This window comes from Coprococcus sp. HCN-4056, from assembly GCF_037892645.1.
Classification (GTDB): domain Bacteria; phylum Bacillota; class Clostridia; order Lachnospirales; family Lachnospiraceae; genus Coprococcus; species Coprococcus ammoniilyticus.
Window position 1 is genome coordinate 225,261 of sequence record NZ_JBBKBL010000001.1, and the last position, 16,180, is coordinate 241,440.

The 16,180-nt window shown below is 36.7% G+C and carries 15 protein-coding genes and 1 tRNA gene; 8 read left to right on the forward strand and 8 right to left on the reverse strand.

The annotated features are described in order from the left end of the window. Positions 1-4: 4 nt before the first annotated feature. The 5 genes from gyrB to dnaA form a co-directional block, all read right to left on the reverse strand. Positions 5-1,921, reverse strand: coding sequence for a DNA topoisomerase (ATP-hydrolyzing) subunit B (gene gyrB, locus WKT03_RS00975; protein WP_021944262.1), 1,917 nt, complete (start codon positions 1,919-1,921; stop codon positions 5-7). A 35-nt stretch (positions 1,922-1,956) separates the two neighbouring features. Further along, positions 1,957-3,039, reverse strand: coding sequence for a DNA replication/repair protein RecF (gene recF, locus WKT03_RS00980; protein ID WP_117784732.1), 1,083 nt, complete (start codon positions 3,037-3,039; stop codon positions 1,957-1,959). Positions 3,040-3,065: 26 nt separating this feature from the next. Continuing rightward, a complete protein-coding gene (locus WKT03_RS00985) occupies positions 3,066-3,275 on the reverse strand; it encodes an RNA-binding S4 domain-containing protein (protein ID WP_008401671.1) in 210 nt (69 codons plus the stop codon). A gap of 23 nt (positions 3,276-3,298) precedes the next feature. After that, the gene (gene dnaN / locus WKT03_RS00990; protein ID WP_021944264.1) at positions 3,299-4,405 is read right to left on the reverse strand and encodes a DNA polymerase III subunit beta; all 1,107 of its coding nucleotides are present in this window, start codon (positions 4,403-4,405) and stop codon (positions 3,299-3,301) included. Between the two features lie 272 nt (positions 4,406-4,677). Then, positions 4,678-6,042, reverse strand: coding sequence for a chromosomal replication initiator protein DnaA (gene dnaA / locus WKT03_RS00995; RefSeq protein ID WP_021944265.1), 1,365 nt, complete (start codon positions 6,040-6,042; stop codon positions 4,678-4,680). A 690-nt stretch (positions 6,043-6,732) separates the two neighbouring features. Between dnaA and rpmH the strand changes: the two genes are divergently transcribed. From rpmH to rsmG, 8 genes are all read left to right on the forward strand, one after another. After that, a complete protein-coding gene (gene rpmH, locus WKT03_RS01000) occupies positions 6,733-6,867 on the forward strand; it encodes a 50S ribosomal protein L34 (RefSeq protein WP_004852723.1) in 135 nt (44 codons plus the stop codon). Positions 6,868-6,930: 63 nt separating this feature from the next. Continuing rightward, entirely contained in the window at positions 6,931-7,284 is a 354-nt protein-coding gene (gene rnpA / locus WKT03_RS01005) for a ribonuclease P protein component (RefSeq protein WP_021944266.1), read from the forward strand. A 2-nt stretch (positions 7,285-7,286) separates the two neighbouring features. Then, a complete protein-coding gene (yidD, locus tag WKT03_RS01010; protein WP_084770674.1) occupies positions 7,287-7,499 on the forward strand; it encodes a membrane protein insertion efficiency factor YidD in 213 nt (70 codons plus the stop codon). A gap of 11 nt (positions 7,500-7,510) precedes the next feature. Then, on the forward strand, positions 7,511-8,908 hold the full coding sequence (locus WKT03_RS01015) for a YidC/Oxa1 family membrane protein insertase (RefSeq protein WP_340390785.1): 1,398 nt from the start codon (positions 7,511-7,513) through the stop codon (positions 8,906-8,908). After that, positions 8,908-9,552, forward strand: a complete 645-nt coding sequence (jag, locus tag WKT03_RS01020) for an RNA-binding cell elongation regulator Jag/EloR (protein ID WP_021944268.1) — start codon at positions 8,908-8,910, stop codon at positions 9,550-9,552. The genes WKT03_RS01015 and jag overlap by 1 nt, the downstream gene beginning before the upstream one ends. 275 nt (positions 9,553-9,827) lie before the next feature. Then, positions 9,828-11,207: a tRNA uridine-5-carboxymethylaminomethyl(34) synthesis GTPase MnmE gene (mnmE, locus tag WKT03_RS01025; RefSeq protein WP_340390786.1), complete on the forward strand. Its 1,380-nt coding sequence runs from the start codon at positions 9,828-9,830 to the stop codon at positions 11,205-11,207. A gap of 12 nt (positions 11,208-11,219) precedes the next feature. After that, positions 11,220-13,118 (forward strand): tRNA uridine-5-carboxymethylaminomethyl(34) synthesis enzyme MnmG, encoded by a 1,899-nt coding sequence (gene mnmG, locus WKT03_RS01030; protein ID WP_021944270.1) that lies wholly within the window; start codon positions 11,220-11,222, stop codon positions 13,116-13,118. 115 nt (positions 13,119-13,233) lie between these two features. Beyond that, entirely contained in the window at positions 13,234-13,956 is a 723-nt protein-coding gene (gene rsmG, locus WKT03_RS01035; RefSeq protein WP_021944271.1) for a 16S rRNA (guanine(527)-N(7))-methyltransferase RsmG, read from the forward strand. 145 nt (positions 13,957-14,101) lie between these two features. On the opposite strand, the gene WKT03_RS01040 is transcribed toward rsmG, so the two are convergent. The 3 genes from WKT03_RS01040 to WKT03_RS01050 form a co-directional block, all read right to left on the reverse strand. Next, positions 14,102-15,061, reverse strand: a complete 960-nt coding sequence (locus WKT03_RS01040; RefSeq protein WP_021944272.1) for a 3'-5' exonuclease — start codon at positions 15,059-15,061, stop codon at positions 14,102-14,104. A 73-nt stretch (positions 15,062-15,134) separates the two neighbouring features. After that, positions 15,135-15,208: transfer RNA gene (locus WKT03_RS01045), tRNA-Arg, on the reverse strand. A gap of 68 nt (positions 15,209-15,276) precedes the next feature. Further along, positions 15,277-16,152: a DUF3881 family protein gene (locus WKT03_RS01050; RefSeq protein ID WP_021944273.1), complete on the reverse strand. Its 876-nt coding sequence runs from the start codon at positions 16,150-16,152 to the stop codon at positions 15,277-15,279. Positions 16,153-16,180 lie beyond the last annotated feature (28 nt).

The window sequence follows — 16,180 nt, forward strand, 5'->3', positions numbered from 1 at the left end:
TCGTTTAAATGTCAAGATTCTTAACGAACTTGGCATTTGTCTCTATGAACTGTCTTCTAGGTTCAACTTTATCTCCCATCAGTACATTGAAGGTCATATCAATCTCTGATTCATCATCATCATCAATCGCAACTTTTAATAAAATTCTCTTTTCCGGATCCATGGTTGTCTCCCATAACTGTTCTGCATCCATTTCACCAAGACCTTTGTATCGCTGGATCTTATTTGACTGATCTCGTCCAACTTCATTCAAGATACTGTTCAGTTCATCATCACTGTAGGCATACCAGATTTTCTTATTCTTCTCCAGCTTATAAAGTGGTGGCTGCGCCAAATATACATGTCCTTTTCGGATCAGATCCGGCATGAACCGATAGAAGAATGTCAGAAGCAGAGTTGCAATATGAGCACCATCTACATCGGCATCCGTCATAATAATGATCTTATTATATCTGAGCTTATCAATATCAAAATTCTCATGAATACCTGTACCAAATGCTGTGATCATTGCTTTGATCTCGGCATTCTCAAGGATTCTGTCGATTCTTGCTTTTTCTACGTTTAATATCTTACCACGGAGTGGAAGGATAGCCTGTGTTGCACGGGATCTTGCTTTCTTTGCAGAACCACCGGCGGAATCTCCCTCTACGATGTAGATCTCACAATTCTTCGGATCTTTATCGGAACAATCTGCAAGCTTTCCTGGAAGTGCCATATTATCTGCAAGATTTGCTTTTCTTGCTACATCTCTGGCTCTTCTTGCTGCAATTCTCGCACGCTGAGCCATTACAGATTTATTTATAATTATTTTTGCTATATTTGGATTCTGCTCTAAGAAATAAGTAAGCTGTTCACTTACGATACTTTCTACAACAGGTCTTACTTCTGAATTTCCAAGCTTCTGCTTTGTCTGACCTTCAAACTGAGGTTCACCGATCTTTACAGATACGATCGCAGACATACCTTCCCTCAGATCTTCACCGGACAGATTATCCTCTTTTTCTTTTAACAGATTATTCTTTCTTGCGTAGTCATTGAAAATCTTGGTAATGGCTGCCTTAAAACCTGTTAAATGTGTACCACCTTCCGGTGTATTAATATTATTTACATAACTGTGTATCATTTCGTTATAGGAATCATTATGCTGCATAGCAACTTCTACATATACACCATCCTTGAGTCCCTCACAGTAGATTACCTTGTCATAGAGTGCTTCTCTGTGTCTGTTCATGTATTCAACAAACTCTTTGATACCGCCCTCATAATGGAAATGTCTCTCCTTTGGAGGATCTACACGAAAATCTGTTAATGTAATCTTCAGACCCTTTGTAAGGAATGCTGTCTCACGAAGTCTTGTCCGTAATGTATCATAATCATAAATCCAGTCATCAAATATCGTCTTATCCGGAAGAAATGTTACCTTTGTTCCTGATTTATCTTCCGGTGCATCGGCAATGATCTGCAATGCACTGTCTACATTACCACGCTTATAAGTCTGCTTATATATATGACCATCTCTTGTAACTTCGACCTCTAACCATTCGGAAAGAGCATTTACAACAGAAGCACCTACACCATGAAGACCACCGGATACCTTATATCCTCCACCGCCAAACTTACCACCGGCATGAAGAACGGTAAATACTACTTCCAGTGCTGATTTTCCTGTCTTCTCCTGAATACCTACAGGTATACCACGTCCATTATCAACAACCGTTATGGAATTATCAGGGTTAATAAAAACTTCTATGTGATTACAATAACCAGCCAGAGCTTCATCTACAGAATTATCAACAATCTCATAAACAAGATGATGCAATCCTCTTGTAGACGTACTTCCTATGTACATTCCCGGTCTTTTTCTGACAGCTTCAAGTCCTTCCAGAACCTGTATCTGTTCAGCATCATAATTATTTGACATTTTTTTCCTCCTTAATATTCCATAACAAACGAAACTTATATCTTCGTAACGGTTCCGTTTATAACATGATACACATTATTGATCACTACTTGTTCTTTTATAAAATCATCATAACCTGTACAGGTTATAATTGTTTGTATATCTTTGATTTCCTCTAACAACGCTTCTCTTCTGCTGCTGTCAAGCTCTGACATAACATCATCCAAGAGAAGTATCGGATTATCATTTATAATATTCTTTACCAACTTTATCTCTGCGATTTTCAAAGAAAGAGCGACTGTTCTCTGCTGTCCCTGTGATCCAAATCTTCTTGCATCGATTCCGTTTATCATAAACATGATGTCATCTCTGTGAGGTCCTGTCTGGGTGCTCATATAATTCAGATCTACATGAACCTTATCTGACAACACCTGTTCAAATTCATCTTCACCAACATTCTTATCATAGATGATCTCCAGCTTTTCTTTTCCGGAAGTCAGCTTCAAATGGATCTCTCCGATCAGATCATTTAACATCGTTATAAAATTCTGTCTTTCTTTTATAACCTTTCTTCCGTAATCCACAAGCTGCATGTTCCATACATCTAAAGTATCCATCAGACTTTTATTATAAGCAATCTGCTTTAACAGATTATTTCTCTGATTCAATATCTTGGAATAGGAAGACAGATTCTGATAATACAATCTGCTTAACTGACACAACTCCAGATCCAGAAATCTTCTTCTCTCAGAAGGACCGTTTTTTATGATAGATAAATCCTCCGGTGAAAAAAATATCACATTTAATAAACCAAAAAGTTCAGTTGTACGTCTGATAGGCAGTCCATCTATAGCAACTCCTTTATTCTTGCTTTTACGCAAATGCATATCAATCCGATGACTTATATCACTTTTTTTGATGCAAAGACGTATATGTGACTCTTCTTCACCTATTTTTATGATTTCCCGATCCTTACTTCCACGGTGGGACTTGGTTGTAGCTGCCATATAAATAGATTCCAGTATATTTGTTTTTCCCTGTGCATTATCGCCATATAAAATATTGGTATTCTTATCAAACATAATGAATAACTCATCATAATTTCTATAGTTGTTAATATTCAGTGATTCAACATACATACTATCTACCAGCCACATGTGTAGAATTATTTCTGGATACTGATCTTATCTCCATCAAATTCTACTTCATCTCCATCATACAGTTTTTTTCCTCTTCTGGTCTCAATCTCACCATTTACGATAACAAGACCCTGAGATATAACCTCTTTTGCTTCTACTCCTGACTCTACAAAACCGGCTGCCTTTAATGCCTGACCTAGTTTTATAAATTCATCTCTCAGCTTGATTATTTCCATTTTTTCTTATCTCCAATCCTGGATTATCTGCTTCCGATACCCATTGGAAGGATCAGATAAATATAATTCTCTTCTTCATCCTTGATTACACAAGGTGATTTTGTATTATTCATGTATATAGTAATATCATCATCGTCAATTGCACGGATCGCATCCATTAAGAATTTTGGATTGAATCCAATGATGATATTGCTTCCCTCTTTATGAATCTCTATCTCTTCATTCATTGAACCGATCAGAGAATCTATCTTCAGATATAACATGTTATCTTCTATCGTGAGCTTGATCGGTTTCTTATCAGATTCTTTGATTAGAAGAGATGAACGATCCAGACAATCAAGAAATTCTCTCTTGTTGATAGTGAATTTGATCTGATAATCAACATTTAACATATTATCAATTCTAAAGAATTCGCCTTCTACCAGACGAGATACAACCTTTGTTCTGTCAAATTCAAATAATATATTATTATCTGCAAAGTAGATATTTACATCATCATCTACTCCACCATTTACAATCTTACTAATATAACTGAGTGCCTTACCAGGAACGATAACCTTCACATCCTGACTCTCATCCTTTAATTCTACATTACGGATAGCGATACGATGTCCGTCAATAGCTACAACACGAAGTCTGTTATTAGAAACCTCAAATAATTCACCTGTCATAACGTTATTGTATTCGCTGTCTGAAATTGAAAAGATCGTCTGGTTGATAATCTCTCTTAATGTAAACTGTGAAATTGTAATATATTTGGATTTTTCAACAACCGGAAGACTGGAGAAATCCTCTCCTGATTTTCCTGCAATGGTAAATAATGATTTTTCACATTTGATAGTTGTCTTGAAATCTTCATTTGTTTCCATATGTATCTCACTATCCGGAAGCTTTCTTACGATATCCGATAAAAGCTTTGCTTCGATCGCAACCTTTCCTTCTTCGATAACAGTTCCTTCAACATAAGATTCTATTCCAATTTCCATATCATTTGCTGTGAGTTTTATATTTCCATTTTCAGCTTCAATGAAAATACATGAGAGAATTGGATGTGTGGTTTTTGTAGATACAGCTTTTGATACATTACTAATTCCCTGCATCAATTTTCCCTTCATACACGAAATCTTCATTTTGTTTATAAACTCCTTTCCCGGTTGTCTGTAGATATATATTTAATAATAAAAGTAGTAATAACAGTAGTAGTAGGTGTGGATTTGTTGAAACTTCAAAATATCCTTATTAATTCTTATGAAATCAATTATGTGTCTATGTTAATTTTCCTGATATTCAATGTTATTGTAAGTGGACTTATAAACATTTGAAAATCGTCTGAATTGATTGAATTGTCAGATACTAACATTTCATAACAATAGTACAGACATTCATCCACATATAAATAACATTAGCTGTGAGGACTGAGCTTTTTGATAATGACATCAATCGTCTCTGCATATTCAGGATCACTTTCAATCCTCTTATCTACTTTGTTGATATTACTTAAAACAGTCGAATGGTCTTTACCGCCAAATACATCTCCGATGCTCTTTAATCCCTTTGTTGTAAACTTACGGCATAGATACATGGATATCTGTCTTGCATTGGCTACATCCTGACTACGTTTTGAAGATTTGATATCATCAACACTGATATTTAAGTGTTCGGAAACGGTATTAATGATAAGATCAGGTGTGATCGTAACGTTGGTTTCCTTGGATATCATATCTTTTAATATGTTCTTTGCAAGATCCTCTGTGATCGTAACATTTCCAAGTTCGGCATATACACTGATCTTGTTTAATGCTCCTTCCAGTTCTCTTACATTATAGGTAACGTTATTTGCAATATATTCCAGAATGTTGTCACTGATATTCTTGTATCCGTTCATCTCAACTTTATTTTTGAGAATTGCCATTCTGGTTTCATAATCAGGAGCATGAATATCGATCGGCACTCCCCATTCAAATCTGGAACGGAAACGCTCTTCCAGAGTTTTAATTTCTTTAGGAGGCTTATCCGATGACAGAATGATCTGCTTTCCTTCATCGTGAAGTGCATTGAAGGTATCAAAGAACTCCTGCTGGGTACTCTCTTTACCGATAAGATATTGAATATCATCGATCAGTAATACATCAACGGTTCTATACTTTTCCCGGAACTCGTCGGTTTTGTTTTTCTTGATCGCTTCTACGATTTCATTTGTAAATTTATTGGAAGGTACATAGAGAACCTTCATATTCTTATTATGCTGTAAAATATAATGTGCAATAGACTGCATCAGATGTGTTTTGCCAAGACCTGCTCCACCATATAAAAACAGTGGGTTGAATTTGTCCAGTCCCGGTGAATCTGCGACAGCAAGACATGTTGCATGAGCGAGCTTATTGCTCTCACCTACAACGAATGTATCAAATGTATATTTTGGATAGAGATTGCTCTTGGTGATCGCTTCGTTGTATTCTTCTTTGGTAACCTCTTCTTTGGAGGTTTTGTTCAGATTACTTTCTACGTCAATTACAATCTCGATAGAATCGTCATCCAGCACTTCTTTTATAGAAGTAACCAGGAACATATCGTACATTTTTTTATTAATAAAATCGATGGCTCTTGAACCCATACTATCATCAACTGCAAAATACAGTTTTTTTCCTTCGACAGAATATAACTTCAAAGGTTTGATCCATGTTTTAACAACAATAGGGGATAATCCATGTTCTGTCTCGAGAAGAGAGAGTATCTCGTCCCATTTTGATAAAATTAATTCTTCCATTCTTCCGAAAATCCTTTCCGTCCAGTCGTTGTGTCTATGGAGTTATAGGCATAGAACCACGTATTTATATCTTATAACAAAATGACCATTTTTTCAAGTTTTATTACCCTCTGACAGACATATGAGAAAAATTTTTTATATAATAGGAAGAAACTCATTTTGATATATGTTAAAAAACTGTTTTGAAAAAGAAGGTGTATAAGTTACATAATAATTATGAAAAAGTATTGTTATGTTAAGTAAAAAAAATGTTACCTTATAAATTGTGAACATCAAAAAATAAGATAAAATATGGATTTATGGAAGAAAGAAAACAATGAATCAAGATGTTATCCACAAGTTATTCACAATTTGTGGATAACATTATGTAAATTGATTATGGTAAAGTTCATATCAATGGATAAATGTGGAGAAAAAGAAAAACCACTAGATTTTGTATTTGAAAATTATATAGACACCAATTTTTGAAAAATATAAAATCACATTTTTCTAACTAAGTGTTTTATGATATGAAAACCCTTGATTTTAAAGGAAAAATTCAAAAAAAACTTGACTGTATGGGGTTATTTATTTATAATATGCAAGGACTTTGTAGGTATCTGTATGTGTTCGTTTGAGTCTGTTATAAACAGAGGAAACGAATGGATGTGGATAAATAATGGTCATAATAAATAAAGGAGGTGTGTAGATATGAAGATGACTTTCCAGCCTAAAAAGAGACAGAGATCAAAGGTTCATGGTTTCAGAAAGAGAATGAGCACTGCTAATGGCAGAAAGGTATTGGCCGCTAGACGAGCTAAGGGTAGAAAGAAATTATCAGCATAGGTCACAAGGTTGTGGCCTTTTTTAGTTTTTCTAATTTTCAATCAATGATTTGGTGGTTATGTTATGAGTAATTTTATTACGTTAAAAAACAGCAGAGAGTTTGGCAGTGTTTATAACACAAAGGATTCGGTGGCCAATAAATATTTAGTTATGTATCTGAGAGCCAACAGCTTGGAATACAATAGACTTGGAATCTCTGTTAGTAAAAAAGTTGGTAACAGTGTGGTAAGACACAGGGTAACCAGATTGATTAGAGAAGCTTATCGATTAAACAAAGACTGTATTTGCAGTGGTTATGACATTGTGTTCGTTGCCAGAGTAACAGCGAAGGACAAGGGGTATCATGAGATAGAAAGTGCTATGATGCATCTGTTCAGGCTGAAGAAGCTGACGATAGTCAGAGATGGTGAAAATTAAAAATGAAAAGAATGTTAATTGGTTTAATCAGATTTTATCAGAGGTATTTGTCCATGTTAAAAGGACATCCTACCTGCAAGTATTTTCCAACCTGTTCACAATATGCGATCGAAGCTTTGGAAAAGTATGGAGTGATAAAAGGTGGCCTCCTGGCTGTATGGAGAATACTTAGATGTAATCCTTTTTCTAAAGGAGGATATGATCCCGTTCCATAAAGGAGGACAAGATGTTTCTAACAGTAGAAGACGGTATGATCTTAGGACCGATATGTTGGTTATTCGGTAAGATTTTCGATCTGATGTATAAATTGATCGAGATTATCAGTAACAGCATGGGAATAGGATATGTTAATCTTAGTATCTGCGTTATCTTATTTACGTTTTTCATAAGAGCTTGTTTGTTTCCATTGAATTTCAAGCAGCAGAAATCTTCTAAGATTATGAGTTTTATCCAGCCGGAGATTAATAAGGCAACAAAGAAGTATAACAATAAAACAGATCAGGAATCCCTGATGAAGAAGCAGCAGGAGACACAGAAAATCCAGAAGAAGTATGGTGTAAGTCTTACATCCGGATGTCTGCCAACTCTGATCCAGCTTCCTGTATTCTATGGTTTGTACCGTGTTATCCAGAATATCCCTGCTTATGTAGGAGATATGAAGGATAAGTACCAGTATATTGTAGAAAGTATGCAGAAAGTGGCTATTGATAAGATTGATGCTTCTAAATTAAGTTCAATTAAGCTTGATTCTAGTGCAAATTATTATGATATCATCAATGCAGTAGCAAGTGATTCAGATGGCAGGGTATCTACAGCTGTTACAGCTTCCAATCAGATGATGGATGCAGTATCAAAAGGTAATCTTACAGATAATAAAGTTATCGATGTACTGGATAAGATATCCACACATGACTGGTCGCAGTTACAGGATATTTTTGGATTTACAAGTGGAAAAGAAGCAGATTATATTCATAACTTTGAAAATATGAACAGATTTTTATTTAATCTGAATATCGCAGATGCTCCCGGACTGAAGCTTTCAGCAGCACTGATCGTTCCAATCCTGTCAGCAGTATTGCAGTTTGTATCTTCAAAGATCAGCATGAGTGCTTCTAACACAAATTCAAATGATCCTACAGCAGCACAGGCAAACAGTATGATGAATATGATGACTTACGGTATGCCGCTTATGTCATTATTTATCTGTATTAATCTGCCAATCGCTATTGGTCTTTACTGGATCATAGGTTCTGTTATCACGATTATTACACAGCTTATTATCAACAATTATTATAAGAAGTGTGATAAAGAAGCAGTTCTTGAGAAATGTAGAGTAAAAGCAGCTAAGAAGCAGGCAAAGAAAGAAGCAAAGCATCCCGGTAAGAAGTCATTTTATGAGAAAATGATGGACGCTCAGAATGGTAATGTAAGTTCAGATAGCACCCAGTCTGAAAGTATTAACAGAATGGCATCTTCAAGACTGAAAAGTTATACGAATCCGACAGTTGATGAAGTGAAACAGTCAGAAAACAACGTTCATTACAAATCTGGAAGCATTGGTTCCAAAGCAAATATCATGCTTCAGTATCAGAATAAGAGTAATGATAAGGGAGGAAATAAATAATGGAGTTTGTAGAATTTAAAGGTAAAACTTTAGATGAGGCACTTATGCAGGCAAGTGTAGAGCTTGGATGTGCCAGTACAGACCTGGAATATAATGTAGTCAGTGAGGGAAGCACAGGTTTTCTTGGGCTGATCGGTTCAAAACCATTTGTCATCAGTGCCAGAAAGAAGAAAACATTTGTGGATGATGTAAGAGAATATCTTGAAACATTATTCAAGGCTATGGATATTCAGGCTGACATCAAGATCGAGTTTAACGAGACAGAAAATCTTCTTGATATCGATGTAGAAGGTCCTGAGATGGGTATTCTGATCGGTAAGAGAGGTCAGACATTAGATGCACTTCAGTATCTGATCAGCCTCGCAGTAAACAAGAAGAGCGACTCTTATATCAGAGTAAAGCTTGATACAGAGAATTACAGAGCAAGAAGAAAAGAAACTCTTGAAAATCTTGCCAAGAACATTGCATTCAAGGTAAAGAGAACAAAGCGTTCATTTGCACTTGAACCAATGAATCCTTATGAGAGAAGAATTATCCATGCTACTTTACAGAATGATAAGTATGTATCTACAAGAAGCGAGGGTGAAGAACCATATCGTAAGGTTATTGTATATTTAAAGAAATACGACAGAAATAACAAATAATAAAGTATTTTGCTAACAGATACTTGTATAAAAACAGAAAAACATATGTAAATATGAATTTCTGAAAAATATGATTTCCGGAAAATGAAGAATCAGGGTAACGGCTCTGATGAATCGGCTTCCGGAAATTTTTTTTAGGGATAGAAAAAAAGTATGTATAGGTGTATTATCTAAAAGTATGTTAGTATAAATAAAGTGATATGATAATATATGTTATTTGTTATGTCAGTGAATGATATATAGAATATTGATCAGATAGAAACAGGAGAAATCATATGCTTGTAAATGATACGATCGCAGCGATCGCAACCGGTATGGGAAATGCCGGGGTTGGTATTATAAGGATCAGTGGTAAGAATGCAGTTGAAGTCGCTTCAAAGGTGTTCAGGCCGGCAAATGAAGAGAAAAAAATAGAAAGCATGAAAAGCTACACAGCAGCATTTGGACAGGTATATGATGGTGATAAAGAGCTGGACGAGGGTATTCTGCTTCTGATGCGTGCTCCACATACTTATACTTGTGAAGATGTATGTGAGTTACAATGTCATGGCGGAATGGTTGTATTAAGAAATGTACTTGCTGCAGTAATTAAAAATGGTGCAAGACTCGCAGAACCGGGAGAATTTACCAAGCGGGCATTCTTAAATGGAAGAATTGATCTGTCACAGGCAGAATCCGTCATGGATCTGATCAGTGCCAAGAATGATTTTGCGGTGAAATCTTCTCTTATGCAGCTTCGTGGTGATCTGAAGAATCAGATCATAGATATGAGAGAACAGATTTTATATAATGTAGCGTTTATAGAATCAGCACTTGATGATCCGGAACATTACAGTCTGGATGGTTACCCACAGAAACTACAGACAATTGTGGATAAGTTGGGTGATAATGTGGATAAATTACTGCAAACTTTTGATAATGGAAGGATCTTAAAAGAGGGAATCAAGACGGTTATCGTAGGTAAGCCAAATGCAGGAAAATCCTCACTTCTCAACATGTTTCTGGGAGAAAACAGAGCAATCGTTACGGATATTGCAGGAACGACAAGAGATACCTTAGAGGAAGTTGTCAACATAAATGGTATTATACTGAACATTGTGGATACAGCAGGTATCCGGGATACCGAAGATATTGTGGAAAAGATGGGTGTGGATAAGGCACTGGAATTTGCATCACAGGCAGATCTGATCTTATATGTGATCGATGGATCTGTACCGTTAGATGACAACGATAAGCAGATAATATCAGAGATTAAGGGCAAAAATGTTATTGCTATTATGAATAAAAATGACTTACAAACAGTTGTGGATAAAATGTGGATAACATGCGAGCTTGGTTGTGATATTGTAGAGTTATCTGCTTCTACAGGAGATGGAAAAGAAAAATTATATGATCTGTTAAATGACAAATTTTTTTCCGGCGAATTGGAGTATAATGACCAGTTGTACATTACAAATGCGAGACATAAAGAAGAACTGATGAAGACCAGAGAAAGCCTTTTAAAGGTAAGAGAAAGCATTGATATGGGTATGGAGGAGGATTTCTTCTCAATCGACCTGATGGATGCTTATGAACATCTGGGGCTTATTATAGGAGAAACGAACAGAGATGATCTTGCAGATAAGATATTTGAAGAATTCTGCATGGGTAAATAGGAGGATGGATAAATGCCAGTGGTTGAAGAAAATTATGATGTGGTAGTTGTGGGTGCCGGTCATGCAGGCTGTGAAGCTGCACTTGCTTCTGCCCGTCTTGGACTTGAAACAATTCTGTTTACAGTGAGTATGGACAGTGTTGCCATGATGCCCTGCAATCCAAATGTAGGCGGAAGCTCAAAAGGACACCTGGTAAGAGAACTGGATGCACTTGGTGGAGAGATGGGTAAGAATATTGATAAGACTTATATTCAGTCCAAAATGTTAAATGCATCAAAAGGACCTGCTGTTCATTCTCTTCGTGCGCAGGCAGATAAGTCAAATTATTCCCGTACAATGAAACATACATTAGAGAATACCGATCATCTGGTATTACGTCAGGCTGAGGTAACAGAGCTGATGGTAACAGATGGCGTTGTTAAGGGTGTTAAGACATTTTCCGGTGCAACCTATTATGCAAAGGCAGTAGTTCTCTGTACAGGTACTTATCTGAAAGCAAGATGTATCTATGGAGATGTCGTAAATCATACAGGACCAAATGGACTTATGGCAGCCAATCATTTGTCTGATTCCATGAAAGAAGCCGGAATCGGTATCCGCCGGTTTAAGACAGGTACACCTGCAAGACTGGATAAGAGGACAATCGATTTCTCTCAGATGGAGGAACAAAAAGGTGATGAGCATATCGTTCCATTTTCCTTTACAAATACAGAAGAAGATATCAAGCGGGATCAGGTATCCTGCTGGCTTTGTTATACAAATGAGGAGACACATGAGATAATTCGTGAGAATATCAACCGTTCTCCATTGTTTTCCGGTGTGATTGAGGGTACAGGACCAAGATACTGTCCTTCGATCGAAGACAAGGTTATGAAGTTTCCGGATAAGACGAGACATCAGATTTTTATAGAGCCGGAGGGTGAATTTACAAATGAGATGTATATGGGCGGAATGTCCAGTTCTCTTCCGGAGGATGTTCAGTATAAGATGATACGGAGCATGAAAGGACTTGAGAATGTCAGGATCGTAAGAAATGCTTATGCGATCGAGTATGATTGTATCAGTGCGATCAATTTGAAACATTCACTGGAATTTAAGGATGTGGAAGGTTTATTTGGCGCAGGTCAGTTAAATGGAAGCTCTGGTTATGAGGAAGCAGCAGCGCAAGGTCTTATGGCAGGTATCAATGCAGCCAGAAAGGTACTTGGAAAGGAGCCTGTTGTATTGGATCGTTCACAGGCTTATATCGGTGTATTGATCGATGATTTGGTTACAAAGGAGACAAAAGAACCATACCGTATGATGACTTCCAGAGCAGAATATCGTCTGCTGTTAAGACAGGATAATGCGGATCTTCGACTGACCGATATCGGTCATGAAATCGGTCTGATCGACGATGAGAGATATGAGAAATTCTGTCAGAAACGTACAATGATCGAAGAAGAAACAAAGCGTTTAAATGAAACGATGGTTGGCGGAAACAGTAAGATTCAGGAATTCTTACGTTCTATGGAGACAACGGAGTTAAAGACAGCAGTAAGTCTTGCAGAGTTGATCCGCAGACCGGAACTTTCTTATGAAAAGATTGTACCGATTGATCCGGACAGACATCCGTTGCCTGCGGATGTGATCGAACAGATTGATATATCGATCAAGTATGAAGGATATATCAAGAGACAGACAGAACAGGTACATCAGTTTAAAAAGCTGGAAAAGAGGATGATCCCGGCTGATCTGAATTATGATGATGTATCGAATCTTCGAAAAGAAGCCAGACAGAAGTTAAAGGATATCAAGCCGGAAAATATCGGTCAGGCATCCAGAATCTCCGGTGTATCACCGGCAGATATATCTGTGCTGCTGGTTTATCTGAAGATGAAGCAGCATGACGTAGAATCAAAAAATAAATAAAAAAGCAGATATGAAGATAATATAAAATTATCTGTAGGTAAGTGTTATTTTTGAAAGCATATAATTTGAGATGTAATATATATGTTCAGAAATATATAGAAAGGATACCATAAATATGGATCGACTATATGAAGTAGTAAAGAAGATAGATATTGAATTAAATGATCATCAGTTAGAGCAGTTTCAGAGATACTATGAGCTTTTGGTAGAGTGGAATAAGGTTATGAATCTGACAGCCATCACAGAGAAGGAAGATGTCATTATAAAGCATTTTGCAGATAGTCTTCTGCTTGCAAAATATAAAAAGCTGGATGAATCTTTATCAGTCATAGATGTAGGGACCGGAGCAGGATTTCCCGGAATACCGCTTAAAATCGCTTTTCCGGGTTTAAAGGTAACATTAATGGATTCCCTGAATAAGCGTGTAAAGTTCTTAAATGAGGTTATCCGGACACTTGAGATGGACGATATAGAAGCTATTCACAGCAGAGCTGAGGATGGTGGAAGAAATGCACAGTATCGTGAGAAGTATGATCTTGCGGTATCAAGAGCGGTTGCAAATTTATCCTCTTTATCAGAGTTTTGTATGCCATTTGTTAAGACAGGTGGATATTTTATTCCATATAAGGCATCCGGACTGGATGAAGAGATACATGCAGGAAAAAAGGCGATTCGTATCCTTGGAGGACAGGTGGAAAATATCTTCCATACAACGATCCCGGATACGGATATGGAGCGTTGCTTTGTATTTGTAAAGAAGATGGCAGCAACACCGGAGGAGTATCCAAGAAAAGCAGGAACAGCGACAAAGAAGCCTCTTGGATTGAAAGAAAAATAAAAAAGTATAGTAGAAATGAAAAATATATAATATCAATGAAAGACATTATATAAAAATGGAGCAGGTATTTGTAAACCTGCTCCATTTTTATTAGGAAAATATACAGAAAAATGATCTGTTCGTTTTATTATCAAATGTTAGAATATTATCTTGTAGCACGAGTGTGCCGTTTTTCTTTACGTCTCTCTCGAATTTCTGTCTGTTTTTGTTTGATAGCTTCAACACCGTTTTTATCTATTGGTTTAATTGTTTTAACAACATAGTATTTTCCGTTATCAAGTGGTTTAAATTTTATCTTTCCACTGAAATAACCATGGTGCCAGCATTTCCCTGCACAGATGTAAGAAGACGGACTGTTTGAAAACCATTCAAGCCTCTTATTGATCTTCTTGTTACATTTGTAGCATCTTATACAGGCAATATCTTTATCGTCCATTGCTTCCTGCTTGCTTGAAAATTCTCTTGTAATGTATTCATACTGATTATTATGTATGGCTACAATTTCCTCTTCCTTTTTTGTAGGATGAATATACAGATCGAAGCTGTATAAATCTTTCAAATTTCTTGGATGCATCTCTTTTAAAACAAGAGCGGTATATCTGGCATCGTTTACAGCAGAATGAAAAGGTTCATCTTCCGGTATATTAAAATCTGCAACTGCTTTTTCCAGTTTACTGACGGTAGAACCGGTTGGGTCGACCATGTTTGCATATATCTGCTGAAGATTTAAAAATTTCAAAGGACGAGGAAGCTTGTCCATATAGTAGAAAGCCATATTTGTCTGTAATTCGGTAAGGTCCATGGGACCCCAGGTACAGAAGATATAATCTTTACCGCACCATTCCAGAAATTCCGTACAGACTTCTTTAAATCCTCTTCCTTTTGCCAGATCCGTTTCATCATAATTTAAAATGGTTCTGATTTTTGAATGTAATTTTTTATAGATCCGGGGTTTTATCAAACTGGAGTATTCATCAATGATGCGATAGTTCTTATCTACTTTAACCGCACCGATTTCGATTATTTCAAACGGCATTCGGGGATGTTCTCCGATATGACCGGAATAACTTTGATTCCACTCAAGATCCATTACGATATAGTTCATGTGTATTGATCCTTTGATTTGTTATATGAAAATAACTGTCGTATACTTTCAAATTAATTTATATGCACTAAAATGCACCTGGCGGGATTCGAACCCACGGCCTTCCGCTTAGGAGGCGGACGCTCTATCCTGCTGAGCTACAAATGCAGAAGGGAAAAATATATTATAAACCCAACATTACTATGATACCCAAGAATGTAAGAAATGTCAATTTCTTAAAAAATAACATTTCCCTGGAGCCAGATTTCGCCTTTGAACCGGCGACCTGGAGCAGGTGTACCAAGCAGATCTTTTTCATTGATCGCTATAGCCATCAGCATTTCATTTGTTTCCACATTCAGAAGGTATACAGGTTCCTTTGTATAATCATTTTCGCACAGGCTGCAGTCCAGAATATTTCCTATGATAGAATAATGTTCTGTTTCAATGCCATATGGCATGAAATTCGTTTCTACGATAGAAAGGATATCTTCGTAATGTGCACGGCGACTTACCTGTGTATAGATATCCATATCATCTAATGTAAGGCTTTCCATGGCGGAACGGTCTCCTTGTCTGGCAGCTTCGATCAGTTTGTTTCGGTTAACAGAGGAACATTTATGTTCTCTGTTTGCAGGTGGAAGCTGTTCAATATCAAGAATAACTTTACCGCTTGTTGACAGTCCGGACATATAAGCCTTAGTGATCAGATGGTTGGAATAGTTCATCCATTTTGTATTTGCATAATCAGAAATATTTGTCAGAAAGAAGATGAGTGTCATGCCCAGATTATAGTCTTCACAGACACCGGCATAGGATTCTTTATCACCATGTTTTTCTATATAGATCCGTTCCTGATTCATAATGAAAGAACTGCGGACATAGGGAAAATAGTATTCAAATGAAATGGTATTATCGATGTCCATTTCTCCGACAAGAGAGATACCGAAGTGTTTTCCAAAGTCCTTATTTAATTGAACCAGACGGGTGTCTGCATCAACAGTTACAATGTTTTTTGTTGTTGGGTTGGCAATGATCTCCTTTGTGATCGGAGTTAACTGCCGTCTGTTTTTAATGTCGGAAAATCCAATGGAACGTAAATAACTGTGCACACAGACACCTCCTTTCTGATTCTTAACT